This window comes from Novosphingobium olei, assembly GCF_012927405.1.
Lineage (GTDB): Bacteria > Pseudomonadota > Alphaproteobacteria > Sphingomonadales > Sphingomonadaceae > Novosphingobium > Novosphingobium olei.
The window spans coordinates 258,462-284,182 of sequence record NZ_JABBGM010000005.1 but is presented as its reverse complement, the minus strand read 5'-3'; the positions used below and the strand labels follow the sequence as shown (position 1 = coordinate 284,182).

Sequence of the window (25,721 nt, the reverse complement as noted above, 5' to 3'; positions counted from 1 at the left end):
TGCCGTGCCCGCGCTTGCGTATCGTAACGATACACAGCCGTGGATATCTCCAGCTTCGCCTCATCTCGCCTTGAGCAGGAGGCGAAAACGCCCCTATCGAGACGGGATGGCGCAGACGCACAGCATCAGCCCCCGCATTGTCGAGGCTCTCTATGCCGATGCGCTCGTGCTGGCCGATGCGGTGCGTTCGCGCTTCGAACGCCTGCGCAGCGATTCGGCCGGTGCCCGCGCTGGCGGCCATGCGGACGAGGATGATTGCGCGCGGGTGCTCTGCAATTGCGAGGCGCTGCGCACCACCACGCGGGTGATGCATTGCCTGGCCTGGCTGCTCAATCACCGTGCCTATTTCGCGGGCGAGATTTCCGAAGCGCAGCTGCGCCGCCACGGCGTGCTGGCCGCGCATTTCCCGGCGACCGATGCGGCTGCGCTGGCGCTTCTGCCGCGCGACGTGCAGGTGCTGGTGCGGGAAAGCGAGCGGCTCTACGACCGCGTGGCGCGGATCGAACGATCGTGGCGTCGGCCGGCCGGCGCCAACGAAGCGGGCGAGATCAGCGCGATCGAGCGCCTGCGCCAGCGGCTGGGCGCCGCCTGACGGAATCGACGAAGCGGGCGTTGCAGGCCGGGCAGGTCATGCCGGCTTGCAACGCCCGCTTCGCAAAGGCTTTTCAGCGGTAGAAGATGTGGTTGTCGATGCGCGCCATGCGAGTCTTGCCCCAGCTGGGCGAAACGCGCGCGGCGTGGAAGAACATCGCGCCCTCGACCGGGCTTTTCCAGGCGCCGGTATGGGCGATCACCGCCATCTTGACCGCTTCGATCCAGTCGCGGCTGGCGGTGTTGATGTTGGGCATCGCGTGGCCGCGAATGAACGAGAACTGCGAAGGCTGGTACACCACGCCGCAGTAGGACGCCGGGAAGCGGCCCGAATGCGACCGGGCGACGATGACGCGCCCGACGGCCAGCTGGCCGGCCATGGTTTCGCTCTTGGCTTCGAAGTAGATCGCGCCGGCAAGGCACTTGAGCTCGTCGGTGAGCTGGGCCGGAACCGCGGTTTCCTCGACCAGCGTCGCAAGCGAATCTGCCGGGAGGGGAGTGGCGCTTTCATCGGCGGAAGAAGCGGGTTCGGTCACTTCAGGCTGGGGCAGGACGCGTTCCACGGCGGGAACGATGGCGTCGGCCGAATTCCTGGTGATCGCGGAAGCCCCGGGGGCTTCGCTGGCCGGAACCAGGGCTGCGCCAATCTGGGCGGGCACCGGGCTTTGCGCGGCCGCGCCGGAACCTGCGGCGCTGAACAGGGTAGTTATGAAAGTCGCGGCAATGCTGATGGCACTGGCGATACGAAGTTGCTTACTCATCCAACGTCAAAACTGGGCGGTGGACGTCGGAACACGGCGCGGCAAAACCCGGCTTTCGTGAAAAAGCGATGCTTTCCCACGGACCCGGCATACCAGAAGGCCATGTCTTCCGCCCCCCGTCTGCGTGCTAGCAAGGTTGACGATCCCGTCCGAACCTTGCCGCCTGCGCGACTGCGGTGAGCTGCCTTTATTTTGCAATGCGGCAGAGTCAACCTGCGCGGGGCAGGCTCATCCACCGTTCAGGATGAGTCGTTCGCCTTCAGCGACGATCAGTTCGACTATCCACACATCGCTGTCCTGCCGCTTGCGACGGTCCAGATAGTCCTGAAATTCGCCTTTATTATCAGGATCTTGGACCTTTATTTGGGTCCATTTGCGCCGCCCGTCCAGTTGCGGCATGCGTTCATAAAGAACGCCAAGTCCTTGTTTGTCCTCGATAACTACAAGGATGGTTCCCGCGTCCGGCTCGCCCTTGTGAAGCACCGTGCCGAAGCCGCCGTGGGATTCGGTTGCGCGAATCATGCCGCTGACTTCCAGGCGCGCCGGAAGGCGGGTTTCGTCCATGCCGGCTATGGCCGGGGCGCGCCGGCGGCGTAGCCGGGAAGCGAGGAGAGCGGGATTCGCGACCGCTGGAACGTGCCTGTGCCCCGGCCCACTTCCTCGCCCTCTTCGTCGAGCAGCCGCGCTTCGGCGACCAGCACGCGGCGGCGGCCCGAAAGCCAGCGCCCTTCCGCGATCACCTTGCCGCCGTGGATCGGGCGGGTGAAGTGCAGGTTGAACGAGGTGGTCAGCAGGAAACGGTCGGTGACCAGCGTGTTCGCCGCATAGAACGCCGCATCGTCGAGCATCTTGAAATAGATCGTGCCGTGCGCGGCCCCGGCGGCGTGGAACACTTGCGGGGTGACGTCGAAAATGATGCGCGCGTGGCCTTCGGCCAGCACTTCGAGCCTGCTTTCGAACAGCTGGTTGACCGCCGCCGAGGCATAGAGTCCTTCGAGCGCGCGCCAGTGGAAGCTGGCACCATCGGCGCTTGCCGGCGTCGTTCCCGCCACCGGCCCCGTCACCGTGGAGTCAGGCTGCATCGCGATCGATGACGTTGACGAGCAGCGCATAGAGCGCATCGGCATCGGGGGCCGCGCTCAGCCGTTCGTGCATCCGTTCATCGCGCATCAGCCGCGAAATCGCCGCCAGCGCCTGGAGATGCGTGGCGCCGGCCTGTTCGGGCGAAAGCAGGCCGAACACGATGTCGACCGGCATGCCGTCGGCCGCCTCGAACGCCACTGGCTCTTCCAGACGGAAGAACGCCGCGACCGGGCGGACCAGCCCTTCGATGCGGGCATGGGGAATGGCGACCCCGCGACCGAAGCCGGTGCTGCCCAGCTTCTCGCGCTCCTCGATCCGTTCGAGCACATGATCGGAATCAAGCGCATAGACCCCGCCGAAACACTCGGCGAGCGCCCCCAGGATCTGAGGCTTGGACTCGGCGCGGATGATGCGCACTGCGAGGGGGTCGATCGAGAAAAGTGCCGTCATGGAGAACGAAATGCCGAATGGGGCGCATGCGCAGGTCCGCTGCCGCCCAGGTTGCGCGCGCCATGCTCTCGATTCCCCGGCGGCGCAAGGACCTAATCGCCTCCCGGTCTGCATGGGGACAGGCCGGGAGGCGGTCGGTTCAGCGAATCCGCGGATCAGCTGCGGGCAGGTTCGACCCAGCCGATCGATCCGTCGCCACGGCGATAGACCATGTTGTGCACGCCGGTGCCGGCGTTCTTGAACAGGAGCGCGTTGGTGTTGCGCAGATCGAGCATCATCACCGCGTCGGACACGGTCGCTTCGGGCACGTCGACGCGGGTTTCGGCGATCACCAGCGGCGCATCGGCGGGTTCGTCCTCGTGCTCGTCAACCTGGAACACGGTGTACGCTGCATCCTGCGAGAACGCCGCGTCCTCGGCCTTGCGGGCGTGATCGGCACCATCGGCGCGCGCCTTGATCCGACGCTTGTAGCGGCGCAGCTGCTTGTCGATCTTTTCGGCCGACTGGTCGAGCGCGATGTGCGCTTCCTGCGCCACGGCGCTGCCCTTCAGGATCAGGCCGTGGGTGACGTGGGTGACGATATCGCACCGGAAACCGCCGTGCGGCGCCTTGCCGAGAGTGACCTGGCTGGACAGGGCCCGGGAGAAATACTTGTCGACGATTCCCGAAAGGCGATCGGTGGCATGGGCCTCGAACGCGGCGCCGGTATCGACCTGGTGACCCGAAACGCGAATGTCCATCTTGTCTTCTCCTTCGACTGGGCGAGAACCGGCCGCGCTCAGCGCGACCAGATCGCCTCGCTGAAGCCCGCCATGAATTCGGCATGACGGGCCAGTTCCGCCGCGCTGGCCGCATGCGGCCGGGGCGAACGGAATGGCTTGGTGGAAACGGACAGGCTGGCCGCCACCGCGACGGTCTGCCCGTCGCGTTCGACCACCAGCGCTTCGGCCGCGAGTTCGAGGCCGATCTGCCGTCCCCCCATGAGTTCGACGTAGAGTTGCGCGAGAAGTTCGGCATCGAGCAGCGCGCCGTGCTTGGTGCGGTGGCTGCGATCGATGCCATAGCGCGTGCACAGCGCATCGAGGCTGAGCTTCGCGCCGGGATGCTTGCGCCGCGCGATCGCCACGGTATCGACCATCCGCGCGCGATCGACCGGCTCCATCCCCAGCTTGGCCAGCTCTGCATTGAGGAAGCCGAAATCGAACCCCGCGTTGTGCGCCACCAGCGGCGCATCGCCGAGGAAGGCGATCAGTTCGCCCGCCTTTTCGCCGAACAGCGGCTTGTCCGCCAGGAACGCCGCCGACAGCCCGTGCACCGCTTCGGCTTCGGCCGGCATGTCGCGTTCGGGGTTGAAATAGCAGTGATAGACCGCGCCCGTCGGCACCCGGTTGACCATCTCGACACAGCCAATTTCAACCAGCCGGTCGCCGCCCTGAGGGTCGAGCCCGGTCGTCTCTGTATCGAAAACGATCTCACGCATTGGAAGCAATCTGGACCCGCGCCCAAGGGCTGGCAAGGGGAGTCAGCGCCGCCCGTCCCGGTTTTTTTGCCGTATGGTCGCGACGAGTTTCTTAACCTCGGCCTCGGTCTCGGCCAGCGTGACGCCGGTGTCGATGACATGGTCGGCGCGCGCCCGCTTTTCGGCATCGGGCACTTGCAGGTTCAGGATCTGGGCGAACTTTTCGGGCGTCATGCCCGGCCTTGCCAGCACGCGCTGGCGCTGCATCTCGGCAGGGGCGGAAACCACCGCGACCGCGTCCAGCCCTTCCCCGTGGCCCTTTTCATAAAGCAGCGGGATGTCGAACACGACCAGCGGTTCGCCTGCATGTTCCAGCATGAACGCCTCGCGCAGGCGCGCCACCGCCGGATGGACGATGCCCTCCAGCGTCCTCAACGCTTCCGGATTGCCGAAGACGCGGGCGCCGAGTTCAGCCCGCTTGACCCCTTCCGGCCCCGTGGTGCCGGGAAAGGCGGCCTCGATCGCCGGCAAGAGCGGGCCGTTCGGACCCTGCAGCTGGTGCACGGCGGCATCGGCATCGAACACCGGTACGCCCTGTTCGCGCAGCATCAGCGCCACCGCCGACTTGCCCATGCCGATCGAGCCGGTCAGACCCAGAATGAACGGGCGCATAAAGGGGCGGCTCATTTGGTCAGTCTCTCCCGCAGTTCGATATCCGCCTCACCGCGCGGCGGCTGCGCACCGAAGAACCGGCGGAAGGCGTGGTCCGCCTGCCCGATCAGCATCGACAGGCCATCGACGGTGCGGAATCCGCCTGCGCGCGCGGCTTTCAGGAAATCGGTGTCGAGCGGGCTGGTCACGATGTCATAGAACACCGAGCCTGGCGGCGCATGGCTGATGTCGAACTTGAGCGGCGGCCGCCCTGTCATGCCCAGCGCCGAGGCATTGACCACCAGGTCTAGGCACCCCTCGCGATCGTCGAAGGCGAAGTCGGTCGCATCGGCGAAATGATCGAGCGGGGCGACGTGATGTTCGCCCGTGGGGTCAAGCTCGTCGAGCAAGGCGCGGGCCTTTTCCGGATTGCGCCCGGCCAGCACCAGCACCAGCTTTTCGGCGGCAAGGCCGACCACGATCGCGCGCGCCGCGCCGCCCGTGCCCAGCACGCGCGCCATGCGGAAATAGTGCGTTTCCGCGAGCAGCGGCTGCAGCGGTTCGAGGAAGCCCGGAACATCGGTGTTGTAGCCGACGAGCTGGCCGTGTTCGGGCACGATGGTGTTCACCGCGCCGACCCTGGCCGCCAGCGGATCGAGCCGGTCGATCAGCGCAATCACCGCCTGCTTGTGCGGCATGGTCACGTTGCACCCGCGCCAGTCTGGATCGTTGCGGCGACTTGCGATGAAATCAGCGAGGCCATCCCCGGTCACGTGGGTGGCGCGATACTCGGCATCGATCCCCAGCCGTTCGAGCCAGAAACCGTGGATCGCGGGCGACTTCGACTGCGCGATCGGATCGCCGATCACTTCGGCATAGGCCTGCCCTGAGCTCTGTCGAAGGGGTTCCGTCACGCGGCGAGCTCACCCTGTTCGCGCAAGCCCCCCAGCACGGCGAGCAGCGGCATGCCGAGGATGGTGAAGTGGTTGCCTTCCACGCTTTCGAACAGCTGCACCCCCAGCGCCTCCATCCGGAACACGCCGACGCAGCCCGAAACGGCGGGCCACTCCCTGTCGAGATAGCTGTCGATAAACTGGGGAGAAAGCGTGCGGACCCGCAGTTTTGCAAGCTCGCAGGTTTTCCACACGGTGGCCCCGTCGCGCATCAGCACGGCGGCCGAATGCAGGTGCATGTCCTTGCCGGAAAAGAATTCGAGATGTTCGACCGCCTGTTCGCGGGTCTTGGGCTTGTCGAACTGGCGGCCGCAGCATTCGACCAGCGAATCCCCGCCCAGCACCAGCCGTCCCGGCGCGCCGACCGAGACGCTGAGCGCCTTGGCCTCGGCCAGGATTCCGGCAATTTCGCACCCGCCCACGCCGATCAGCTCGCGCTTGATCTCGGCTTCGTCGACATCGCCGCTGATCGCTTCGAACGGAACGCCGGCCGCTTCGAGCATCGCCTTGCGCGATGCGCTCTGGCTGGCGAGGATCACGGTCATATCGGCTTGGCTCCCGGCGTGGTGTCGCCGCCCGCGGCGCGGCGTTCGTTGTAGAGGTTGATCACGGCGGCGGCGGTTTCCTCGATCGAACGGCGCGACACGTCGATCACCGGCCAGCCGTTGTCGGCGAACATGCGCCGGGCATACTGCACTTCGCGCGTCACGTGCTCGGTATCGACATAGGCAGTCTCCGGCGCCTGGTTCAAGGACAGCAGCCGGTTGCGGCGGACCTGGATCAGCCGTTCCGGGCTGGTGGTAAGCCCGACGACCAGCGGCCGGCGCAGCGAGAACAGCATCGCCGGGGGCGGGCTTTCCACCACGATCGGGATGTTCGCCACCTTGTACCCGCGATTGGCGAGGTAGATCGAGGTGGGCGTCTTGGAACTGCGCGACACCCCGGCGAGGACGATGTCGGCTTCCTCCCAGTTTTCCCAGCCGACGCCGTCGTCGTGGGCGATGGTGAACTGGATGGCATCGACCCGGCGGAAATAGGCCTCGTCCATGATGTGCTGGCGACCGGGGCGGCCCTTGGCTTCCTGCCCCAGCTGCTGTTCCAGCGCATCGGTCACGGTATCGAGCGCGGCGACGCTCGGCAGGCCGAGCGCGGCGCAGCGCTGTTCCAGCCGGTCGCGCGTGTCGGTGTTGACCAGTGTATAGAGGACGAGGCCCGGATTGTTGGCGATTTCGCCCATGATCCGGTCGAGATGCTGCATCGAGCGGACCATCGGCCAGAAATGGCGCACCACATCGGCATCATCGAACTGCGCGAGCGCCGCCTTGGCGATCATTTCGAGCGTTTCGCCGGTGGAATCCGACAGAAGATGCAGGTGCAGCCGCTTCACGCGTCCCCCGATGGACCGGCCCCGGGACAGGGCTGTGGATAGAGCGCCGATAAACCACGGGACTGCGGCGGGGACAAGTTGCGAGCCCGATTCCACCCGCATCACGAGTCATTTTGCGGGTCGGTTGTGGACATGTCGAAAGCGTTACCCACAGCCTGTGGGAATCCCTGAGAACTTTTTCTTGCGCCTGATTCCGCGCAGAGTCGCACACCCGAAGTTTTTGTGGAGAGCACGGCACAAATCGGGCAGAGCCGCGCCGTCCCCGCTATCCACAGCCCAACAGACTCCATCAACCAGATTCAAAAGAATCTATTATTGAAGATTGGACGAACGCATGCCCGGTCCCCTGCTCGAAACGCTGAAGGGTGCAAACCTTGCCCGGCGCCCGATCTGGCTGATGCGGCAAGCGGGACGCTATCTTCCCGAATATCGCGCGCTTCGGGCCGAAAAGGGCGGATTCCTGGCGCTCGTCTATGATTCCGAAGCCGCAGCGGAGATCACCGTGCAGCCGCTGCGCCGATTCCAGTTCGACGGCGCGATCCTGTTTTCCGACATCCTGATCGTGCCCTACGCGATGGGGCAGGACCTGCAGTTCCTGGCCGGCGAAGGCCCGCACTTGTCGCCCCGCCTGCTCGACAAGGGGCTGGAGAGCCTTGTCGCCGTCCCTGAGCGCCTGTCCGCGATCTATGCGACGGTGGCTCGGGTGAAGACCCTGATCAGCCCTGAAACGACGCTGCTGGGCTTTGCCGGTAGCCCGTGGACGGTGGCGACCTACATGGTGGCGGGCGAGGGCAGCCGCGACCATCACGATACCCGTGCGCTCGCCTATCGCGATTCCTCGGCGTTCCAGGCAATCATCGATGCGATCACCGATGTCACGATCGAATATCTTTCAGGGCAGGTCGAAGCCGGCGCCGAAGGGTTGCAGCTGTTCGATTCCTGGTCGGGCAGCCTGGCCCCTGCCGAATTCGAACGCTGGGTCATCGCCCCCAACGCGAAGATCGCCGCCGAGATGCAGCGCCGCTATCCCCACGTGCCGGTGATCGGCTTCCCCAAGGGCGCGGGCGAGAAGCTTGCCGCCTATGCCCGCGAAACCGGAGTCAACGCGGTGGGCGTCGATGAAACGATCGATCCGCTGTGGGCCGCGCGCGAACTTCCCGCAGGACTGCCGGTGCAGGGCAATCTCGATCCGCTGCTGCTGCTGGCGGGCGGGGCGGAGCTGGAGAAGCAGACGATCCGCGTACTGGAAGCCTTCGCCGACCGGCCGCACGTGTTCAACCTGGGCCACGGCATCGGCCAGCACACCCCGATCGAACATGTCGAGGCGCTGCTCGCCATCGTGCGCGGCTGGTCGCGGGGCTGAAGGCTCAGCGTTCCCCGAACAGGTCGCGCTGCGCCTTGTCCAGCTCTTCGGCATAGCGCCGGCGGACATAGCTTTCCGTCACCAGTCCGAGCACGTCGCCGGCATCGTCGATGACCGCGAGTTCGTCGCTGCCGATCTCGTCGAAGCGGGCGAGGACCTGCGCGATGTCTTGATCCGGGGACAGCGTGGCATCGCTGGCGCGGCAGATCGTGGCAACGCTTGCCGCTTCGTCGGCTCCTTCGGCAAAAGCCAGCGCCAGCGTTGCGATCCCGGCGTAGTGGCCGGCGGGATCGAGCACCACCACGCGGCTGGTCGAACCCAGCGGGAAGCGGCGACGCAGTTCGGCAATGGTGGCATCGCCGGCAATCGTGGCGGTGCCCTTGCGCATCATCCGCCCGGCGGTCAGCGTGCGCATCCAGCCAACGTCGCGCGCGCTGGTGATCGTTTCGCCGCGCAAGTGCAGGCGCCAGGTGGAGAAGGAATAGCCGAACAGTTCGCGCACCAGCGTCGATGACACCAGCGAGGCGGCAAGGACCGCGCCGGTGAGGCTGAAATTGCCCGTGGCTTCGAGCACCAGCATGGTCATCGTGAACGGTCCGCCGACCACCGCCACGGCCATCGCCGCCATGCCGACGAGCGAGGCGTTGCCCATGTTCAGCACCGGATGGCCGAAGCCGAGACCGAGCAAGCCCGCATAGATGTGGCCGATCAGCGTGCCCAGAAACAGCGAGGCGAAGAACAGGCCGCCGCGGAATCCGAACCCCAGCGAGACGATCGAGCCCGCGCTCTTGGCCAGCAGGATCAGCGCGATGAGCGCGAGCGGCACCGCTTCGGTCATGTCGATGTGCAGCGCGCTGTGCCCGGCCGAAAGCACTTGCGGGGTGAACAGCGCGAGCGGGATCATCAGCGCGCCCCCGACGATCGGCCGCACCGATCCCGCAAGCCAGCGGCGCGATGCGGTTTCGACCAGTGCGACGCTGCGCATCAGCACGATGCCGAGCATGGCGCAGATCGCCCCGAGCGTGCCGTAGGCCAGGTATCCGGTGGTGTGGATCGCGGGCCCCGGTTGCGCGCTGACGACATAGGGCACCACGCCAAGACGCTGGGCCACTTGCGCGCCGGCCAGTGCGGCGGCCACGACCGGGGCGATGGCGGCGGGGGTATAGGCGCCGATCACGATCTCGAAGGCATAGAAGGCGCCGGCCAGCGGGGCGCCGAACGCGGCGGCAATCGCGCTGCCTGCACCCGCGCCGACCAGCGTGCGGGCATCGGCGCGCCGCAGGTTGAGCAGCCGCGCGCCCCACGATCCGAACAATCCGCCGAACTGCGCATAGGCCGCTTCAAGCCCGACCGAAGCGCCAAAGCCGTTCGAGATCACCGTCTGCCCGACGACGACCGCGCTGTCGGGACCGGACATGCGCCCGCCGTGCAGCGCATTGGCCTCAACCGCGTCGACCAGCGCACGCTTGCGGGCGCGCACCGCCCAGTTGAACGCGACCAGGACGGCGCCGCCGACGGGAAGAGCGAACAGGATGGGCAGCGAAAGCCGCTCGGCGCCGCTCAGCCGCAATTCGGGGGGCAGGGCGAACAGGGTGTGCTGCAGCAGGCGCGCGGTCGCGCCGATCAGCACGGTGGCAAGGCCCCCGACCATCCCGACGACGATGGCAAGGGCCAGGAACAGCAGTTCGCTGGCGCGAACCTGGCGGCGCAGCCAGCGCAGCAGGGCAGGGAGCCGTTTCAACACGTCTGCTGTCCTAGAACGGCGCTGCGCGGGTGGGAATGTGGTTATCCCGCGCGCAGCGGCGTTTCGGGGACCGGGGTGACCGGCTGGCCCGTGGCGAACCAGCTTTGCAGGTTTTCGACCATCAGCGCGCCCATTGCCCGGCGCGTCACTTCGGACGCCGAGCCGAGGTGCGGCAGCAGCACGACGTTATCCATCGCGCGCAAGGCGTCGGGCACGTGGGGTTCGTTGTCGAACACGTCGAGTCCGGCGGCGAGGATCGTGCCCGTCTGCAAGGCGGCGACGAGTGCTTGCTGATCGACCACGCTGCCGCGCGCCACGTTGATCAGCACGCCCTGCGGCCCCAGCGCTTCGAGCACGGCGGCATCGACGATGTGCCGGGTGGCAGGCCCGCCGGGAAGGATCGCGATCAGCACGTCGCAGGCTTCGGCGAGCGCCTTGGGCGTGGGATACCAGGGATAGAGAACGTCAGCCTGTCGGTGGCGGCCGTGATAGGCGATGGGAACGGCAAAGCCTTCGAGCCGGCGTGCGATTGCCTTGCCGATGGCGCCGAGGCCGAGAATGCCGACGGTGCGGCCGCGCAGCGATGGCGAAAGCGGGAAGGGCCCTTGCGGCCAGCGCCCGGCGCGAACGAAGGCATCGGCCTGCGGCAAGCGGCGCAGCGTGGACAGCAGCAGGCCGAGCGCGAGGTCCGCCACTTCCTCGTCCAGCACGCCCGGGGTGTTGGTCACCACGATGCCGCGCGCGGCGGCGACGGCAACGTCGATGTTGTCATAGCCGACGCCGAAGTTGGCGACGATTTCCAGCGCGGGCAGCCTTTCGAACAGCGCCGCGCCGACCGGTCCGGCCAGCGTGCTGGCCGCCATGCCGCGCACGCGGGCAAGCGCTTCGGCCGGCGGATCGTGCCACAGGCGATGCACGATGAAGGCCTGGTCGAGCGCTGCCATCGCCGAGGCGAGCACCGGGGCGGGCAGGAGGATTTCGGGACGATCCACGCCGGGCGCTTTTCCCGGCGCGATCACGGATACTTCAGCGTGATCCGGGTCGACAGGTTGGTCTTGCCGATGTGCAGGCGGACCGACCGGAAGGCGGGCAGGCTGGCGATGGTCGGCGGATCATTGGAAAAGCCGAAGCCTTCGGTCGGGATGCCGAGCATGCCGCTGCGGTTGATCGTCTGCGAGGAATCCTCGTCGTGATAGACCGCGATCGCATAGACGCCGGGCTTTGGCACGAACAGGCACATCCGCGTTTCCGGCGCCGTCGCCGGCACGCGGCCGACGTACATCGAACCGTGCTTCACCAGGAAGCGCCGGGAATCGTCGGCATAGAGCGTGACCGCCATCAGCCCGTTGCCGTTGCGCACGTTGGTGACGGTGATGTTGATCCAGGTATCGCTGGCGGGACCGGCGCAATTGGGCGCAGCCTGCGCCGGCGCAGCGGCACACAGGGCGGAGGCGGCGGCAAGTCCGATGAAATGACCCCCGGTCAGGGCACGAATGGTCTTCGACATGGCCATCAATATTGCAGTCCGGAATATCTCTGTCGACCCGTGCGTTGCGGTAATGACGTCACAGCCGAAATTGCTGACAGACAAGGAAAAAACACGTTTCCGATGCCGACCGTCTCCCTGGCGCAAGGCCGTTGAACCCCTGCTGAACCTGTCGCGGCCGCGGAAGATCCCGCCAGCGGGGCGGATTTCGGCGATCGGGCGCGGCGCGGACCGGCCGCTCCGTGTGGAAAACCATCGCATTCGCGCTTGTCCCCCGGAGAGCGCACCGGTAACGCCGAAGCGGCTGCCGCCCTTCGCGGCAACCACAGGCCATGCCCGAAAAGCGCCAACGTTCCGACTGGACTTGCCGACGATGACTGCCCCGCTGATCTCGCCTTCGATCCTTTCCGCCGACTTCGCCCGCCTGGGCGAGGAAGTGCGCGCGATTGACGCTGCCGGTGCGGACTGGATCCACGTCGACGTGATGGACGGTCATTTCGTGCCCAACATCACCATCGGCCCGGCCGTGGTGAAGGCGCTGCGCCCGCACACGGCAAAGCCGTTCGACGTGCACCTGATGATCTCGCCGGTGGACACCTACCTCGAAGCGTTCGCGGCGGCGGGGGCGGACATCATCACCGTCCATCCCGAAGCGGGCCCGCACGTCCACCGCACGGTGCAGGCGATCAAGGGGCTGGGCAAGAAGGCGGGCATCTCGCTCAATCCGGCAACGCCCGCCAAGATGCTCGACTACCTGATCGACGAGATCGACCTGGTCCTGATCATGAGCGTGAATCCCGGTTTCGGCGGACAGAGCTTCATTTCCAGCCAGCTTCGCAAGATCGAAGCGGTGCGCAAGATGATCGACAAGACCGGCCGGCCGATCCACCTCGAAGTCGATGGCGGGGTCGACGTGACGACCGCCAGGCTGTGCACCGATGCCGGCGCCGACGTGCTGGTGGCCGGCACCGCCAGCTTCAAGGGCGGGCCCGATTGCTACGCTGCGAACATCGCGGCGCTGAAGGGCCACGGCTGACGCGATGGACCGGGCGGACCTCTCCGGAGATGGTGGTTCGCCTGCCGCCTTCGACGAGGGGGCGCAGGACCCGTCGCGCCGGGCCATTCCGCTCGACCGCCAGCGCGAAGCGAGCCCGACGCTGGTGAGCGACGACGAGGTCGAGACCCGGTTCGAGCCCGCCGTGATCGAACCCGGCCGCGCGCTGGCGCTTGCCGACTTCAGCCCGCCGGCGGTGGGCACGGGCGAACGTCTGGTCCGCTTTGCCTATCGCATGGGGTTGCCACCGGGCGCGCTCAATCCCTTTCGCAAGCGCGGGCGCATTCGGCTGACCGCCACGGTCGACAACCCGCTTCCCGGCGATCCCGCCATCGGCAAGGCATTGCGGGCAGGGCACTTCCTGCTGTTCGGCGTGCGCACCGCGATTGCCGACACCGAGTTTACCGGCGCGCATCTTTCGCCCCCGATGGAGCGGCTGATCCACGGCTTCACCTGGCTCTCCGATCTCGAGGCGGCGGGCCCGCGCGCGCAATCGACCGCCGTGGCCGAGCGCATCCTTTCGGCCTGGCTCACCGCCAATCCCAGGCCCGCCAGCGGCCCTGCGTGGAATGTCGGGCATGTCGGCCACCGGCTGCTGGCATGGATGGTTCACGCCCCGCTGATCCTTTCGGGCACCGACCGCAAGTTCCGCGCCCGCGCACTGGCCGCCATGGCGGAAACCGCGCGCTGGCTCGATCGCCACGCGACCAAGGCCGACGACAAGCTGGACGAGGTCTGCGCCTGGACCGCGATCACCGCCGCCGGCCTGCTGTTCGAGGATGGCCATGCCCGCCGCCTGTTCGGCGAAGCGGGGCTGATCCGCGCGCTGGGCGATCTGGTGGGCGATGACGGCGGCCTGCTGTCGCGCAGCCCGCTGGGCCAGATCGAGGCGATCGAGCGGATCGTGCTGCTCAAGGCGTGCTACGCCGCGGTCCGCGCCGATCCGCCCGCGCAGCTCGACACCATCCTGACGCTGCTCGTGCCGCCGCTGCTCGCCATGCTGCACGGCGATGGGGCGCTGGGATCGTGGCAGGGCGCCGGCGCGATCCCGGCGCCGCGCATCGAAACGCTGATCCGCGCGAGTGGCGTGCGCACCCGCCCGCTGCGCGATGCGCGCCAGTGGGGATACCAGCGCGTTTCGGCGATGAAGTCGATCCTGCAGTTCGACGCCGCGCCCCCGCCGCTGGCCCGCCACGCGCGCACCGGCTGCGCATCGACGCTGGCCTTCGAATTCAGCCATGCGGGCGAGCGGTTGATCGTCAACTGCGGCGGCGGTGCGATGGCGGGCGGGCTGATCCCGCTGCGCCTGGCCCAGGGCCTGCGCGCGAGCGCGGCGCATTCCACGCTCGTGCTGGACGACACCAATTCGACCGCGGTGCTGATCAACGGCACGCTGGGCGCGGGGGTCGGCACGGTCGAGGTCGACCGCCGCACGATGACCGCCGACAACGGGGCAGGGGCAACGCGGCTCGAAGCGAGCCACGATGGCTATGTCGCGCGCTATGGCCTGACGCACCGGCGCATCCTGATCCTGCGCGACGATGGCACCGAACTGCGCGGCGAGGACCTGCTGATCGCCTCGGGCCGCAAGGGCAAGCGCGGCACGGTGGGCGTTGCCTTGCGCTTTCACCTCGGCCCGCATATCGAGCTCGCCCAAGGCGCGGATGGCCTTGGCGTGACGCTGTCGCTGCCCGATGGCAGCCTGTGGCAGTTCCGTTCCGGGCGCGATCCGGTGACGATCGAGGAAAGCCTGTGGGCCGATGGGCAGGGCAGACCGGTCGGCACCCGGCAACTGGTCGTCCAGGCCAAGATTCCCCGCAGCGGGGAGACGTTCTCCTGGCTGCTCAAGAAGATGCGATAGGATTCATCGACGTGACTGACGTTACCATCAAGCGGGCGCTGCTTTCGGTGTCCGACAAGACCGGATTGGTCGATCTGGGCAAGGCGCTTGCCGCGCGCGGAGTCGAGCTGGTCTCGACCGGCGGCACCGCCAAGGCGCTGCGCGAAGCGGGGCTGGAGGTGAAGGACGTGTCCGACCTCACCGGCTTTCCCGAAATGATGGACGGCCGCGTCAAGACGCTGCACCCCAAGGTCCACGGCGGCCTGCTGGCCGTGCGCGACAATGCCGAACACGCCGCCGCGATGGCGGAACACGAAATCGGCGCGATCGACCTCGTGGTCGTCAATCTCTATCCGTTCGAGGCGACCGTCGCCAAGGGCGCCGAGCGCGACGAGGTGATCGAGAACATCGACATCGGCGGCCCGTCGATGGTGCGTTCGGCGGCCAAGAACCACCAGTACGTGACCATCCTGACCGATGCGGCGGACTATGACGCCTTCCTTGCCGAGCTGGAGCAGACCGGCGGCAAGAGCACGCTCACCTTCCGCCGCGCCATGGCGGCCAAGGCCTATGCCGCGACGGCCGCCTATGATGCGGCGATCTCGCAGTGGTTCGCCCGCGTGGACCAGCAGCACCACTTCCCGCCGGTGCTTGCCTCGGCCCACCGCCTCGTCACCACGCTGCGCTATGGCGAGAACCCGCACCAGTCGGCCGCGCTCTACGTCGCGCGCAATCCGGACACGCCGGGCCTGCCGCAGGCCGTGCAGGTGCAGGGCAAGGAGCTGTCCTACAACAACTATAACGATGCCAATGCGGCGCTCGAACTCGTGGCCGAATTCGCGACCGATAGCGCGAAGCCCACGGTGGTGATCGTCAAGCACGCCAATCCCTGCGGCGTCGCCAGCGCGGACACGCTGCTCGATGCGTGGAACGCGGCGCTCGCCTGCGATTCGGTGTCGGCCTTCGGCGGCATCGTTGCCACCAACGTGCCGCTCGACGGGCCGACCGCCAATGCGATCTGCGAGATCTTCACCGAAGTCGTCGTCGCGCCTTGCGCGGACGATGCGGCCAAGCAGGCCTTCGCGCGCAAGAAGAACCTGCGCCTGCTGCTGGTCGATGCGCTGCCCGATGCGAACCGCGCGGGGCTGAACACTTTGCCGATCGCCGGCGGCCTGCTGGTGCAGGATCGCGATACCGGCAAGATCGGCCTGGACGATCTCAAGGTCGTGACCAAGCGCGCGCCGACGGAGCAGGAACTGGCCGACGCGCTGTTCGCCTGGACCGTGGCCAAGCACGTCAAATCCAACGCCATCGTCTATGCCAAGGATGGCGTCACCGCCGGCATCGGCGCAGGCCAGATGAACCGCCGCGATTCCTCGCGCATCGCCGCGGCCAAGGCCAGGGAAGCCGCCGAGACGCACGGCTGGTCCGAGCCCCGCACCAACGGGTCGGCAGTCGCTTCGGACGCGTTCTTCCCCTTCGCCGACGGCCTGATGGCGGCAGTCGAAGCGGGCGCGACCTGCGTGATCCAGCCCGGCGGCTCGATCCGCGATGAAGACGTGATCAAGGCGGCGGACGAAGCGGGCCTCGCCATGGTCTTCACCGGCATGCGCCACTTCCGCCACTGACAAGCGCGCCGCCCCGTCCCACCCGGGATGGGGCGCGCCTCGCGTTCACAGAGGGATATCCGGCGGCGAGCCCGGACGATAACGCCGTTTGGAAAGCGGTACGGACCTGCGCGACCGGCGCGGGCGCCATGCGTGGCGCTTGCGCGTGGAGGGCAAGAGGAACGCTGTGGCGAGTGGCCGGCGGGGCGTTGGCTATCCCGGATCGGCTCAGCCTTTATTCGGACGGGGGCTCGAAACCCGGGCGGCGGCTCGCAAGGCGGCCCGGTCCGTAGCGATAAGTCCCACGAGGATAAGTTCCGGGATTAGTCGCGGCCGCATGAAGGGGCCGGACCGGACTGGAACCGGACTCGCAAGGGAGCGCTGCCACGCGGTTGAACCACCGCACCACATCCGCCCGTCCGTTGCAGTGGCGTTGGGTGTGCCCTGAGGGACTTGGGGCTTAACGCCCTCGCTGACCGCTTCCGAGGAAGCGGCCTCCCGCAGCGCCGACCCGCGCCGGTCGCGTCGGGCCTTTCCCAGCGTGGAGATTGGCCCGAAGGAGCGAAGAGCAAGCCGGCCATGCCGCTCCCGGTCCGTGGTGGGGCGTATAACCTATATGGTACGTTTTGTCAAGGTTGAGTTAGAACAAGGATGGATGCGAGGGGGGCACCCCCTCGCGTTCCCGGGACGTCTTCCGGCGCGAGGGTGGCGCTGTGGGGAGGTGTTGCGTTCGATCGCCCTGTTGCGCTTGGGAGAACAAGGGCAGCCCTTCGACAGGCTCAGGGCAGGCGGTTTGGGGGTAGAGGGTTCCTTTTTCCCTCATTCGTCATGCCAGCGTAGGCTGGCATCGCTCTCGGTTTGCGGAACGGTTGGCGCGCTTGGCGGCGAGCGATCCCAGCCTTCGCTGGGATGACGTTAAATGGTGAGGGCATGTGCTGCCTTCCCAACCCCCGTCTGTCCTGAGCTTGTCGAAGGACTGCCTTTTTCTTATTGGCCCGCGCCGCGCTCGCAACCCTTCACTACCCTGCGGATGCTCGATGGGCTGGGACCCTCCCCCGCCTTATTCCCCGCCCATTCCGGCGAAGCTTTGCGACAGGTGCCAGGGGGCGAGTTCCTCGGCGAGGGCGTGGGCGCGGGGGTCGTCGACGTCCATCCACCAGGCGTCGTCGATGTCCATGGTCGCGGCGCGGCCCTTGTCGGCGAGGATCTGCATGCCGTCGGACAGCGAGCCGGACTTGCCCGCGGCGATAGCTTCGCGGATCGCTTGGGCGAGTTCGGGCGTGGCGAGGAAGGCGCCGCAATCGACCGCATCGTAGGGGGCGATGGTCTTGCCGATGGCAAGGATGCGGCCCGCATCGTCCATGCGCACCCAGGTGGCGTCGTCGGGATCGACCAGCGGGTTGTCGACGCGGCGGTCGATGGCCAGGGTGACCCCGCGATCGGGCGCGCCTTCGGCGAGCAGGCGGGCGAGGATGTCGGCTTCGAACATGTGGTCGGCCATCATCAGCAGATAATCGCCATCGCAGCGGGTGGCGCCGGCCATGACCGAGTGGCCGTTGGGCGTGGACCAGTCGGCAAGGCGCACCGGCACGACTTCGATGCCGAGTCTGAGCGAAATGTCGGCGAGGGCGGCTTCGACCATGTCGGCGCGGTGGCCGGTGACGACGACGACGCGGGTGACGCCGGCGATCATCGCCTGGCGGATGCCGATTTCGATCAGCGGCACGCCGCAGACCGGGGTGAGCGGCTTGGAGGGGGAGATTTCGGCCAGGCGGCTGCCATAGCCGGCGGCGATGATCAGGGCGTCCATCGGGCTTCCTTCAACGCGAAGCGGCGCCGGTCGGGTGACCGGCGCCGCTTCTGATACCAGACGACTGGGCCGGTGTTACTCGGCGGCCAGCGCGGTGTCCGAGATGAATTCCTCGACCATCTGCGCGGCGGTGTCGTCGTTGAACTGCTGCGGCGGGTGCTTGCAGAAATAGGCCGACGGGCCGATCAGAGCACCGCCTTCGCCGCGATCGAGCGCGACCTTGCAGCAACGGATCGCATCCATCACGCAAGCGGCCGAGTTCGGGCTGTCTTCCACCGAGAGGCGGAGTTCGAGGTTCATCGGCACGTTGCCCCACTGCGAACCTTCGAGGCGAAGGAAGCACAGCTTGTTGTCCTTCTGCCAGGGAACGTAGTCCGACGGGCCGACGTGGATGTTCTCGTCCTCGAGACGCTGGGCGAGCATGGCCTGCACCGCCTCGGTCTTCGATTCCTTCTTGCTGCCCAGACGCTGGCGATCGAGCATGTTCATGAAGTCGGTGTTGCCGCCGGTGTTGAGCTGGTAGGTCTTTTCGACCTGCACGCCACGGGCGCCGAACAGGCTCGACAGCACGCGGTGGACGATCGTGGCGCCGACCTGCGCCTTGATGTCGTCACCCACGATCGGGATGCGCTTGGCGCGGAACTTCGATTCCCATTCCGGCGTGGAGGCGATGAACACCGGCATGCAGTTGACCACCGCGACGCCCGCTTCGAGCGCGCATTCCATGTAGAATTCGGTGGCGGTCTGCGAACCGACGGGCAGGAAGTTGAGGAGCACTTCGGCGCCCGATTCCTTGAGCGCGGCGACGATGCTTTCGTGGGTCGCTTCGGGCTGGTCGGCGACGATGAAGCCGCGCTCGCCCATGCCGGTCATGTGATCGGCGACGCCATCGAGAATCTTGCCCATGATGACCTTGCCGCCGGTGGCGGGAACATCGGCATGGAAAACGGCGGTGCAGTTCGGGGCAGCGAAGATCGCTTCCGAAATGTCCTTGCCGACCTTGCGTGCATCGACATCGACGCCCAGCACGAACTCGACGTCACCGGCGCCATAGCCGCCGATGCGGTCGTGGATCAGGCCGTTGGTCGAGTTGTTGTTGCGGTAGAAGTAGACGCCTTGGACGAGCGAGCTGGCGCAGTTGCCGACCCCGATCACCGCGACCTTTATTGGCTTCATGTACTCATGTCCCTTCACACAGGCGCTGCTTGCCCGGTTGAGCCCCGCGCGCTGTCACTAAATTGCCTCAATCCGGAAATTGGCCGGCTATTGCAAGAAAATTTCCCGTCTGTCACGCTTCCACGATTCACCCCCGCGTCTCGTCTCTCGCCAGGCAGCGCGCTGCAACTGCGAGAGCAAAGGGGGACCGGATCGCGATCCATCCATGGATAACGCGCGCATTAGCGCAAATCCTTTGCCACCGCCATGCCCCCGCGATTGCGCGTGTGCAGCATTCCCCGGGGCGCGTCCTTGTGAATTTTTGCACGCGGGACATCGCCCGGTTCGTCACGGCATGCGCAGATGCGGGGGCAGCAGCCGGCCGGTCCGATCGGTTGCGATAAGTGGCGCGCACCAGCAGATCGCCGCGATCCACACGGCAAGGCCCCCGACGATCACCGGTGGCAGCAGCGGGGCAAGACCGGCGAGGCAGGCAAGGCACCCGACCAGCACGTAGACATCGCGCTTGAACAGCCGTTCCACGCCGAGCACCAGCTTCTGCAGCCGCCGGTGGCGGTGCAGCCGCTCGGTCAGCGCGGCGCGCAACACGTCGAAGCTGCCCTTGCGCGGCCCCAGGCGGAGCAGCGAGAGCATCAGCACGATGCCCGAGGCCAGCAGCATGACGATGGCGACGGCAAAGCTGATGTGTTCGGGCCCTTCGCTGCGGATCAGCCCCGTCATCAGGCCGATGGCAAAGCCGAAATTGGCGATCATGTCGCATGCGGTGTCGAGCATTGCGCCGCGTGCGGAGAAGCGAAAGCTGGCCCGCGCGATTTCCCCATCGACGCCATCGATCACCGAGACCGCCTGGTACAGCAGCCCGCCGAGCGCGAAGGCGGTCCAGCCACCCTGCACGAGGATTGCGACCATCAGCGCCGATAGACCAAGGGTGAACCAGGTGACCGGCATCGGCCCAACGCCGAACCGCAGCAGGACCATCGAGATGCGGTTCGAGATCGGGCGGTTGAGCCGGCGGCAGACCCAGCCGTCGGTGGGCTTGACCGTATCGGCAAGGATCGCGCGGGTGAGCGCGGCGGGATCGCGGCCGACGTGGAAGTGGCGCCCGGCGACCAGCGAACGCGCGCCTTCGTCGCGCAGCCAGGCGATGCCTTCGGGCGTGAGCAGCACGTCCCCCGGCACGCGCACTTCGCGCGCCCCGGAAGCGCCGTCATCGTGTTGGCGCACGATCTCGATCCGGGGCAGTGGGCGTCCACGATCGGCAAAGCTGGTCTGCCAGTCGCGTTCGACCGGCGCATCGGCCACGATCACGATGCGGTCGGCACCGGCGAGATCGGCGAGGATCAGGGTGCGGGCAAGGCCGCTGAGGCCCGCGACCCGCTGGCGCAGGAAGGCTGTCGCCTCGATCACGAAGGAAAGCGTGGACATCGCCTCTCCCAGAGCACGCCAATTGCCGCCGTCCCTTGCGGTGCGGCGCGTTCGGGCTATTCGAAGGAAACTATAGGAACGGATCGGCCAGCGACAAGGCGGTTGGTCGAACACTCGTCAAGATGGACAGGGATTGCGAATGAACGGCGCGAGCAAGGCTGGAGACGGGCACGCTGCCGGGCCCAGGCCGGTGCCGCAGCGCCCGCGCCGTCCGCGCGAACTGCAGGACGCGCTCAACCACTATGTCTATCACCCGCTGGCCTGGCAGCTTGCGCGGCGGCTGGCGTCCACCCCGATCACCCCCAACATGGTCAGCGTGATCGGCGGGCTGTGCGTGGTGGCGGCAGGGTTCTGCTACTGGGGACTGGCCTGGCCGGCGGGCGCGTTCATCGGCATGGCGCTGCACATGACGTGGCACGTGGTCGATGGTGCCGACGGCGACCTTGCCCGGATCACCGGCAAGACCAGCCCACTGGGCGAGCTGGTCGACGGCATCTGCGACTACGCCAGCCACATCGTGCTCTACGTCCTGCTCGCCTTCGTGCTGACGCGCGCGATCGGCCCGGGCTGGGCGTGGTTCTGGACGCTGGCCGCCGGGGCCAGCCACGTGGTGCAGTCGAACTTCGTCGAGGTGCAGCGCCGGTTCTACCAGTACTGGACCTATGGCGTGCCGTGGCTGAACAATTCGGCCAAGGATGACGGCGCGTTGTTCAAGGACAAGCGCGGCGTTTCGTGGATCCTGCGGGGCTTCGTGCGCGGCTACCTGCGCCTTGCTTCGGGCATGAGCCCTTGGGCGCTGCAGGTCGATGCGGCGGTGACCGCGGCGATGAAGGATGATCCGGCGCGCTTGGCGCAGATCCGCGCCGAAGTGCAGAAGGAACAGCGCCCACTGCTGCTGCTGCTCAAGTTCCTGGGCCCCAACCCGCGCGCCATCGTGCTCGGGATCGGTATGATCGCGGGCAGCCCGCTGTACTACTTCATCTACCAGACGATCGTGCTCAACCTGCTGCTGGTCGTCGCGGTGCGGCTGCACAATGCCGCCGCGCGGCGCGTCGCCATGCGCATTGCCGCCGCCTGAGCGAAAGCTCAGCGCCGCCGTTCGGTTTCGGGGCTGTCCGGCTTGATCATGCCAAGGCCGATCACCAGCACGCCCACCGCCAGCGCTTCGACCAGCGCCCAGGCGAGCCAGGCGGAGTGGTTGTAGAGGAACACCCCGATCGCCGGCGTGACGATGTAGGCCGATCCGTTGACGGCGGCGACGATCCCGGCCGATTGCCCCTGTTCCGCCCGCGTGACGGCAAGGCTGGCGCCCGAGGTGAAGCCGGGGCGGAACAGGCCGAAGCCCAGCGAGCAGATGGCAAAGCCGGTGGCGATAGTGTGCAGATCGCGACCCAGCGCCATCGGGATCACGCCCGCGCAGCACAGCCCCATGCCCCACAGCGTGGACGTGCGCGGGCCGAGACCGAGCGTGGGAATCAGGCCCCATTGCGCGAGCAGAGTGGCGACCGCGCCGCACATCAGCACCAGCCCGATCGAGCCGGCGGCAACGTCGGGCTGGTGGCGCAGGCCGAGCCGGTCGAGCAGGAGGAAACCGATCAAGCCGAGCAGGATCGACTGCGCCTGCCCGCCGAGCGTGCCGATCAGCAGCCACGCGCGAATCCGGCGATCGCCCCAGCGCAGCCGGCTGGCATCGGTGTGCCGGGGTTCGGCCTCGGGCAGCGAATCCGGCGATCCGTCGGGATCATCATCGACCATGCGCGGGTTCGACGATGGGCTGAACGGCTCCTCCATGATCTCGCCCCGCCCGGCATAGCTCGGAGCATCGTCGGGCAGGCGCAGCCGCAGGGTGACCAGCACGCCGACCGCGAACAGCGCGAACAGCGCGAAAGGGCCGACCAGCCCCAGCCCCGGCAGGATCAGGAGCGGCGCAAGCGCCGGGCCGAGCACCGTGCCGAGGCCGAAGCTGGAGGAGACGAGGCTCAACGCCTTGGTCCGCTCTTCGCGGCTGGTGCGGCTGGCGACATAGGCCTGCACGGCCGGGGGTGCTGCCGAGCCGAAACCGCCGTAGAGCGAGCGGGCGAGCGCGAAGAGGAGGATCGTCGAAAGCCCGGTGAACATGCCACGCAGGCCGAAGAACAGCACCGTGCCGCACAGAGCGAACGACAGCGCGAAGGCGCCCATGCCAAGGCTCATCATCGCCTTGCGGCCGCGGCGGTCGGACCGGCGCGCCCAGAACGGGGCGAGCAGCATCCAAAGCAGCGCCGACCACGAATAGGCGAGGCTCACCCACACGTCGGCGATGCCAAGGTGCGTGCCGATCGAGGGCATGACCGATTGCATCGCGGTATTGCCCGCCGCCGTGGTCAGCATCACCGCGAAGAGCAGCGCCATGCGGCCGCGTGGTAGATGCTGGCTGGCGAGCGCGGCAGGGACGCCCGCTTCGGCGGCAGGGCCGCCCGCTTCGGCGGCAGGGCCGTGGATACCGGTCTGATTCACGCGGTTTGCTCTCCCTTCGAACGTGACGGACTTCGAGATCCTGTCACATCCGGTTCATTCCTTCCTCGGTAGGATCGTCGCAGCGCGCTTGCAATGCGAAGACAAATTTGCGACGCGCTCGTGTCACGTTGATTTGAAGGGTGTTCCGCCACGATGACTTCCACGCAAGCTGCGCGTCGTCCCATTCTGCACCGGGCGAAGCGCAAGGCGGAACAGATGCTCGGGCCCGCCGGCATCTTCTTCAAGGGCTTCGTCAAGCACCCGGTGATGGTGGGGGCGATCGTCCCTTCGTCGCGCCGCACGATCGAACGCGTGCTGTCGCGCGTCGATTGGGACCAGTGCCGCCTGTTCGTCGAATATGGCCCGGGCGTGGGCACCTTCTGCCGTCCCGTGCTGGAAAAGCTGCGCCGCGATGGCCGGCTGATCGTGATCGACACCAACCCCGATTTCATCGCCTACCTGTCGCGCACGATCGGTGACAGCCGCTTCATCGCGGTCAACGGTTCGGCGGCCGATGTCGAGGAAATCGTGCGTGCGCACGGTTTCGATCATGCCGACTACGTCCTGTCGGGCCTGCCGTTCTCGACCCTGCCCGAAGGCGTGGGGCCGGCGATCATGGCGGCAACGCACCGCGTGCTGCGGCCGGGTGGGGCCTTCCTCGTCTATCAGTACACTGCCCGTGCGCGGACGCTGATGGGCAAGTATTTCCGCCACATCGACAAGGGGTTCGAGCCGGTGAACGTGCCGCCCTGCGTGATCAGCTGGGGCTGGAAGGAATAGGCCTTCGCAAGGCTGGCCGAAAAGGTCAGCCGAAGGTCGAGGCGGGCGTCGTGTCCCGGCCGGCCAGCTGTTCGTGGATCGCGGCGAGGATCGCCACGAAGTAGGTATAGGCCGCGGCAATCAGCACGCCCGAGATCGCCTCGGCCAGCACGCGCTGCGGCTCTCCCCCGCTGACCAGCACCAGCACCACGCCCACGACCATCATCACCAGGCCATAGACGACCAGGAACAGGAACCCGGCGAGCCCGATGAAGGCGAGCATCCGGCCGCTGTTGCCCCGCGTCAGGCGCATGCTTTCGCGGATCGCGGCGATGGGCGAGCGTTCCCGCCCGCTCGCCAGGATCGGGCCGATCAGCATCGTGCGCATCACCGGCCACAGCAGCACGGCCATGGCGATCGCCACCGCCAGCGCCGCGGGCAGGACCGCGCCGAGCAGGCCGACGATCAGCAGCACCGCCGGCGTCAGCGCCAGCGCGACGAGCAGCTGCCCGGCGAAGTACGCGGGAAGGGCGCGGAAGCTGCGGCGGATGGCTTCGCCAATGGTCGGCCGGCTGGCATCGATCATCGCCACCAGCATCGTCAGCATCCCCGCCATGGGAATCAGCGACAGCAGGATCAGCAGCGGCAGCGAACCGGCGTAATAGGACTGCATCGCATCGATCATCTGCGCTTCGTTCATGCCGCTCTGCACCGCCGGGGCGGGCACGAAGATCGCGCCGATCAGGCCCGGCAGGAAGAAGAACACACCCGCGATCGGCGCGAGCACGTCGCGGTTGGCCGCGACCATGCGCGTGGCGCTGGACCAGGCGGTGCTGCTGTCGAGTGTGGTCACGGGGGCGTCATATCCTTGGAAGCAGCCCGGTTCTAGCAGGCTCGCAGGGGGAGCGCACCCCCTTGCACTTTTACGGACGAAGCACCATCGCAGGCGGCATGGATCTTCCTTCCGATCTCGAAGTGCGGCGCGAGGCGCAACCGGTGCCCTATCGCGTCGCGCTCGATGCCATGGCGACGCGCAATGCCGAAATCGCCGAAGGCCGCGCGGGCGAGCTGATCTGGCTGCTTGAACATCCGCCGGTCTACACCGCCGGCACCAGCGCGGCGGCGGACGAGCTGCTCGATCCGCGATTCGAGGTGGTCGAGGCCGGGCGCGGCGGGCGCTATACCTATCACGGACCCGGGCAGCGCGTGGGCTATGTCCTGATCGACCTGCGCAAGCGCGCGCGCGACGTGCGCGGCTTCGTCCATGCGCTGGAAGGCTGGGTGATCGATACGCTGGGCGATTTCGGCGTCGAAAGCTGGCGAGCCGAAGGGCGCGTGGGCATCTGGACCAACGGGCGCGACGGCCGCGAAGCCAAGATCGGCGCGATCGGTGTGCGCATCCGCCGCTGGGTCACCATGCACGGGTTTTCGGTCAACCTGTCGCCCGATCTTGCCCACTTCGGCGGGATCGTGCCGTGCGGGATCGAGGAATTCGGGGTTACCAGCCTTGCCGATCTTGGCCTGACGGTTGCGCCGGAGGCCTTCGATGCGGCATTGCTGGCCCGAGCCGGGGCGTTCCTGGCCAAGCTAGACGTCGCCTGCCCTCCGGCATCATGACAGGATTTC

General features: G+C 67.3%; 26 protein-coding genes. 8 read left to right on the top strand and 18 right to left on the bottom strand.

What is annotated here, in order from left to right; genetic code table 11:
- Positions 1 to 106: 106 nt before the first annotated feature.
- The gene (locus HHL27_RS13335; protein WP_169493914.1) at positions 107 to 592 is read left to right on the top strand and encodes a DUF1465 family protein; all 486 of its coding nucleotides are present in this window, start codon (positions 107 to 109) and stop codon (positions 590 to 592) included.
- A 73-nt stretch (positions 593 to 665) separates the two neighbouring features.
- Here HHL27_RS13335 and HHL27_RS13330 read toward each other — a convergent pair whose 3' ends face one another.
- The 10 genes from HHL27_RS13330 to HHL27_RS13285 all read right to left on the bottom strand — a co-directional run bounded on the left by HHL27_RS13330 (position 666) and on the right by HHL27_RS13285 (position 7,335).
- Positions 666 to 1,352, bottom strand: a complete 687-nt coding sequence (locus tag HHL27_RS13330; protein ID WP_169493913.1) for a cell wall hydrolase — start codon at positions 1,350 to 1,352, stop codon at positions 666 to 668.
- A gap of 228 nt (positions 1,353 to 1,580) precedes the next feature.
- Complete coding sequence (locus tag HHL27_RS13325; protein WP_169493912.1) at positions 1,581 to 1,916, bottom strand: DUF1491 family protein; 336 nt, start codon at positions 1,914 to 1,916, stop codon at positions 1,581 to 1,583.
- 5 nt (positions 1,917 to 1,921) lie between these two features.
- The gene (locus tag HHL27_RS13320; protein ID WP_169493911.1) at positions 1,922 to 2,434 is read right to left on the bottom strand and encodes a PaaI family thioesterase; all 513 of its coding nucleotides are present in this window, start codon (positions 2,432 to 2,434) and stop codon (positions 1,922 to 1,924) included.
- Positions 2,424 to 2,885, bottom strand: a complete 462-nt coding sequence (locus HHL27_RS13315; RefSeq protein WP_169493910.1) for a PTS sugar transporter subunit IIA — start codon at positions 2,883 to 2,885, stop codon at positions 2,424 to 2,426. The genes HHL27_RS13320 and HHL27_RS13315 overlap by 11 nt, the downstream gene beginning before the upstream one ends.
- A gap of 155 nt (positions 2,886 to 3,040) precedes the next feature.
- Positions 3,041 to 3,625, bottom strand: coding sequence for a ribosome hibernation-promoting factor, HPF/YfiA family (gene hpf, locus HHL27_RS13310; protein ID WP_169493909.1), 585 nt, complete (start codon positions 3,623 to 3,625; stop codon positions 3,041 to 3,043).
- 38 nt (positions 3,626 to 3,663) lie between these two features.
- Complete coding sequence (gene dnaQ / locus HHL27_RS13305; protein WP_169493908.1) at positions 3,664 to 4,365, bottom strand: DNA polymerase III subunit epsilon; 702 nt, start codon at positions 4,363 to 4,365, stop codon at positions 3,664 to 3,666.
- Positions 4,366 to 4,407: 42 nt separating this feature from the next.
- Positions 4,408 to 5,031, bottom strand: coding sequence for a dephospho-CoA kinase (gene coaE / locus HHL27_RS13300; protein WP_240959751.1), 624 nt, complete (start codon positions 5,029 to 5,031; stop codon positions 4,408 to 4,410).
- Positions 5,028 to 5,909, bottom strand: a complete 882-nt coding sequence (locus tag HHL27_RS13295; protein ID WP_169493907.1) for a shikimate dehydrogenase — start codon at positions 5,907 to 5,909, stop codon at positions 5,028 to 5,030. The genes coaE and HHL27_RS13295 overlap by 4 nt, the downstream gene beginning before the upstream one ends.
- The gene (locus HHL27_RS13290) at positions 5,906 to 6,493 is read right to left on the bottom strand and encodes a Maf family protein (protein ID WP_169493906.1); all 588 of its coding nucleotides are present in this window, start codon (positions 6,491 to 6,493) and stop codon (positions 5,906 to 5,908) included. The genes HHL27_RS13295 and HHL27_RS13290 overlap by 4 nt, the downstream gene beginning before the upstream one ends.
- Complete coding sequence (locus tag HHL27_RS13285) at positions 6,490 to 7,335, bottom strand: pyruvate, phosphate dikinase/phosphoenolpyruvate synthase regulator (protein ID WP_169493905.1); 846 nt, start codon at positions 7,333 to 7,335, stop codon at positions 6,490 to 6,492. Before HHL27_RS13285 ends, HHL27_RS13290 begins: the two co-directional genes overlap by 4 nt.
- Before the next feature lie 334 nt (positions 7,336 to 7,669).
- On the opposite strand from HHL27_RS13285, the gene hemE reads away from it, so the two are divergent.
- Complete coding sequence (gene hemE / locus HHL27_RS13280) at positions 7,670 to 8,698, top strand: uroporphyrinogen decarboxylase (protein ID WP_169493904.1); 1,029 nt, start codon at positions 7,670 to 7,672, stop codon at positions 8,696 to 8,698.
- A gap of 4 nt (positions 8,699 to 8,702) precedes the next feature.
- Here hemE and HHL27_RS13275 read toward each other — a convergent pair whose 3' ends face one another.
- Genes HHL27_RS13275 through HHL27_RS13265 form a run of 3 tightly spaced genes read right to left on the bottom strand, consistent with a single transcriptional unit; the run spans position 8,703 to position 11,949 of the window.
- A complete protein-coding gene (locus HHL27_RS13275) occupies positions 8,703 to 10,442 on the bottom strand; it encodes a chloride channel protein (protein WP_338114900.1) in 1,740 nt (579 codons plus the stop codon).
- Positions 10,443 to 10,483: 41 nt separating this feature from the next.
- A complete protein-coding gene (locus tag HHL27_RS13270; RefSeq protein WP_338114899.1) occupies positions 10,484 to 11,434 on the bottom strand; it encodes a 2-hydroxyacid dehydrogenase in 951 nt (316 codons plus the stop codon).
- Positions 11,435 to 11,457: 23 nt separating this feature from the next.
- Positions 11,458 to 11,949 (bottom strand): DUF2141 domain-containing protein, encoded by a 492-nt coding sequence (locus HHL27_RS13265; RefSeq protein WP_169493903.1) that lies wholly within the window; start codon positions 11,947 to 11,949, stop codon positions 11,458 to 11,460.
- Between the two features lie 352 nt (positions 11,950 to 12,301).
- Between HHL27_RS13265 and rpe the strand changes: the two genes are divergently transcribed.
- From rpe to purH, 3 genes are read left to right on the top strand one after another with little or no spacing between them, the layout of a single operon-like run.
- Positions 12,302 to 12,964, top strand: a complete 663-nt coding sequence (gene rpe, locus HHL27_RS13260) for a ribulose-phosphate 3-epimerase (RefSeq protein WP_169493902.1) — start codon at positions 12,302 to 12,304, stop codon at positions 12,962 to 12,964.
- Between the two features lie 4 nt (positions 12,965 to 12,968).
- Positions 12,969 to 14,843, top strand: coding sequence for a heparinase II/III family protein (locus HHL27_RS13255; RefSeq protein ID WP_169493901.1), 1,875 nt, complete (start codon positions 12,969 to 12,971; stop codon positions 14,841 to 14,843).
- Positions 14,844 to 14,854: 11 nt separating this feature from the next.
- Entirely contained in the window at positions 14,855 to 16,450 is a 1,596-nt protein-coding gene (gene purH, locus HHL27_RS13250; protein WP_169493900.1) for a bifunctional phosphoribosylaminoimidazolecarboxamide formyltransferase/IMP cyclohydrolase, read from the top strand.
- A gap of 1,039 nt (positions 16,451 to 17,489) precedes the next feature.
- On the opposite strand, the gene HHL27_RS13245 is transcribed toward purH, so the two are convergent.
- The 3 genes from HHL27_RS13245 to HHL27_RS13235 all read right to left on the bottom strand — a co-directional run bounded on the left by HHL27_RS13245 (position 17,490) and on the right by HHL27_RS13235 (position 20,840).
- A complete protein-coding gene (locus HHL27_RS13245) occupies positions 17,490 to 18,239 on the bottom strand; it encodes a phosphocholine cytidylyltransferase family protein (protein ID WP_169493899.1) in 750 nt (249 codons plus the stop codon).
- Positions 18,240 to 18,314: 75 nt separating this feature from the next.
- Positions 18,315 to 19,415, bottom strand: coding sequence for an inositol-3-phosphate synthase (locus tag HHL27_RS13240; protein WP_169493898.1), 1,101 nt, complete (start codon positions 19,413 to 19,415; stop codon positions 18,315 to 18,317).
- Between the two features lie 327 nt (positions 19,416 to 19,742).
- Positions 19,743 to 20,840, bottom strand: a complete 1,098-nt coding sequence (locus tag HHL27_RS13235) for a CDP-alcohol phosphatidyltransferase family protein (RefSeq protein ID WP_169493897.1) — start codon at positions 20,838 to 20,840, stop codon at positions 19,743 to 19,745.
- A gap of 139 nt (positions 20,841 to 20,979) precedes the next feature.
- Here HHL27_RS13235 and HHL27_RS13230 point away from each other — a divergent pair, with 139 nt between their 5' ends.
- Positions 20,980 to 21,918: a CDP-alcohol phosphatidyltransferase family protein gene (locus tag HHL27_RS13230; protein ID WP_169493896.1), complete on the top strand. Its 939-nt coding sequence runs from the start codon at positions 20,980 to 20,982 to the stop codon at positions 21,916 to 21,918.
- 8 nt (positions 21,919 to 21,926) lie between these two features.
- Here HHL27_RS13230 and HHL27_RS13225 read toward each other — a convergent pair whose 3' ends face one another.
- Positions 21,927 to 23,231, bottom strand: a complete 1,305-nt coding sequence (locus tag HHL27_RS13225) for an MFS transporter (protein WP_169494000.1) — start codon at positions 23,229 to 23,231, stop codon at positions 21,927 to 21,929.
- 258 nt (positions 23,232 to 23,489) lie between these two features.
- Here HHL27_RS13225 and HHL27_RS13220 point away from each other — a divergent pair, with 258 nt between their 5' ends.
- The gene (locus HHL27_RS13220; protein WP_169493895.1) at positions 23,490 to 24,116 is read left to right on the top strand and encodes a class I SAM-dependent methyltransferase; all 627 of its coding nucleotides are present in this window, start codon (positions 23,490 to 23,492) and stop codon (positions 24,114 to 24,116) included.
- A 25-nt stretch (positions 24,117 to 24,141) separates the two neighbouring features.
- Here HHL27_RS13220 and HHL27_RS13215 read toward each other — a convergent pair whose 3' ends face one another.
- A complete protein-coding gene (locus tag HHL27_RS13215) occupies positions 24,142 to 24,948 on the bottom strand; it encodes a hypothetical protein (RefSeq protein ID WP_169493894.1) in 807 nt (268 codons plus the stop codon).
- Between the two features lie 98 nt (positions 24,949 to 25,046).
- Here HHL27_RS13215 and lipB point away from each other — a divergent pair, with 98 nt between their 5' ends.
- Positions 25,047 to 25,712 (top strand): lipoyl(octanoyl) transferase LipB, encoded by a 666-nt coding sequence (gene lipB, locus HHL27_RS13210; protein WP_169493893.1) that lies wholly within the window; start codon positions 25,047 to 25,049, stop codon positions 25,710 to 25,712.
- Positions 25,713 to 25,721: the final 9 nt, after the last annotated feature.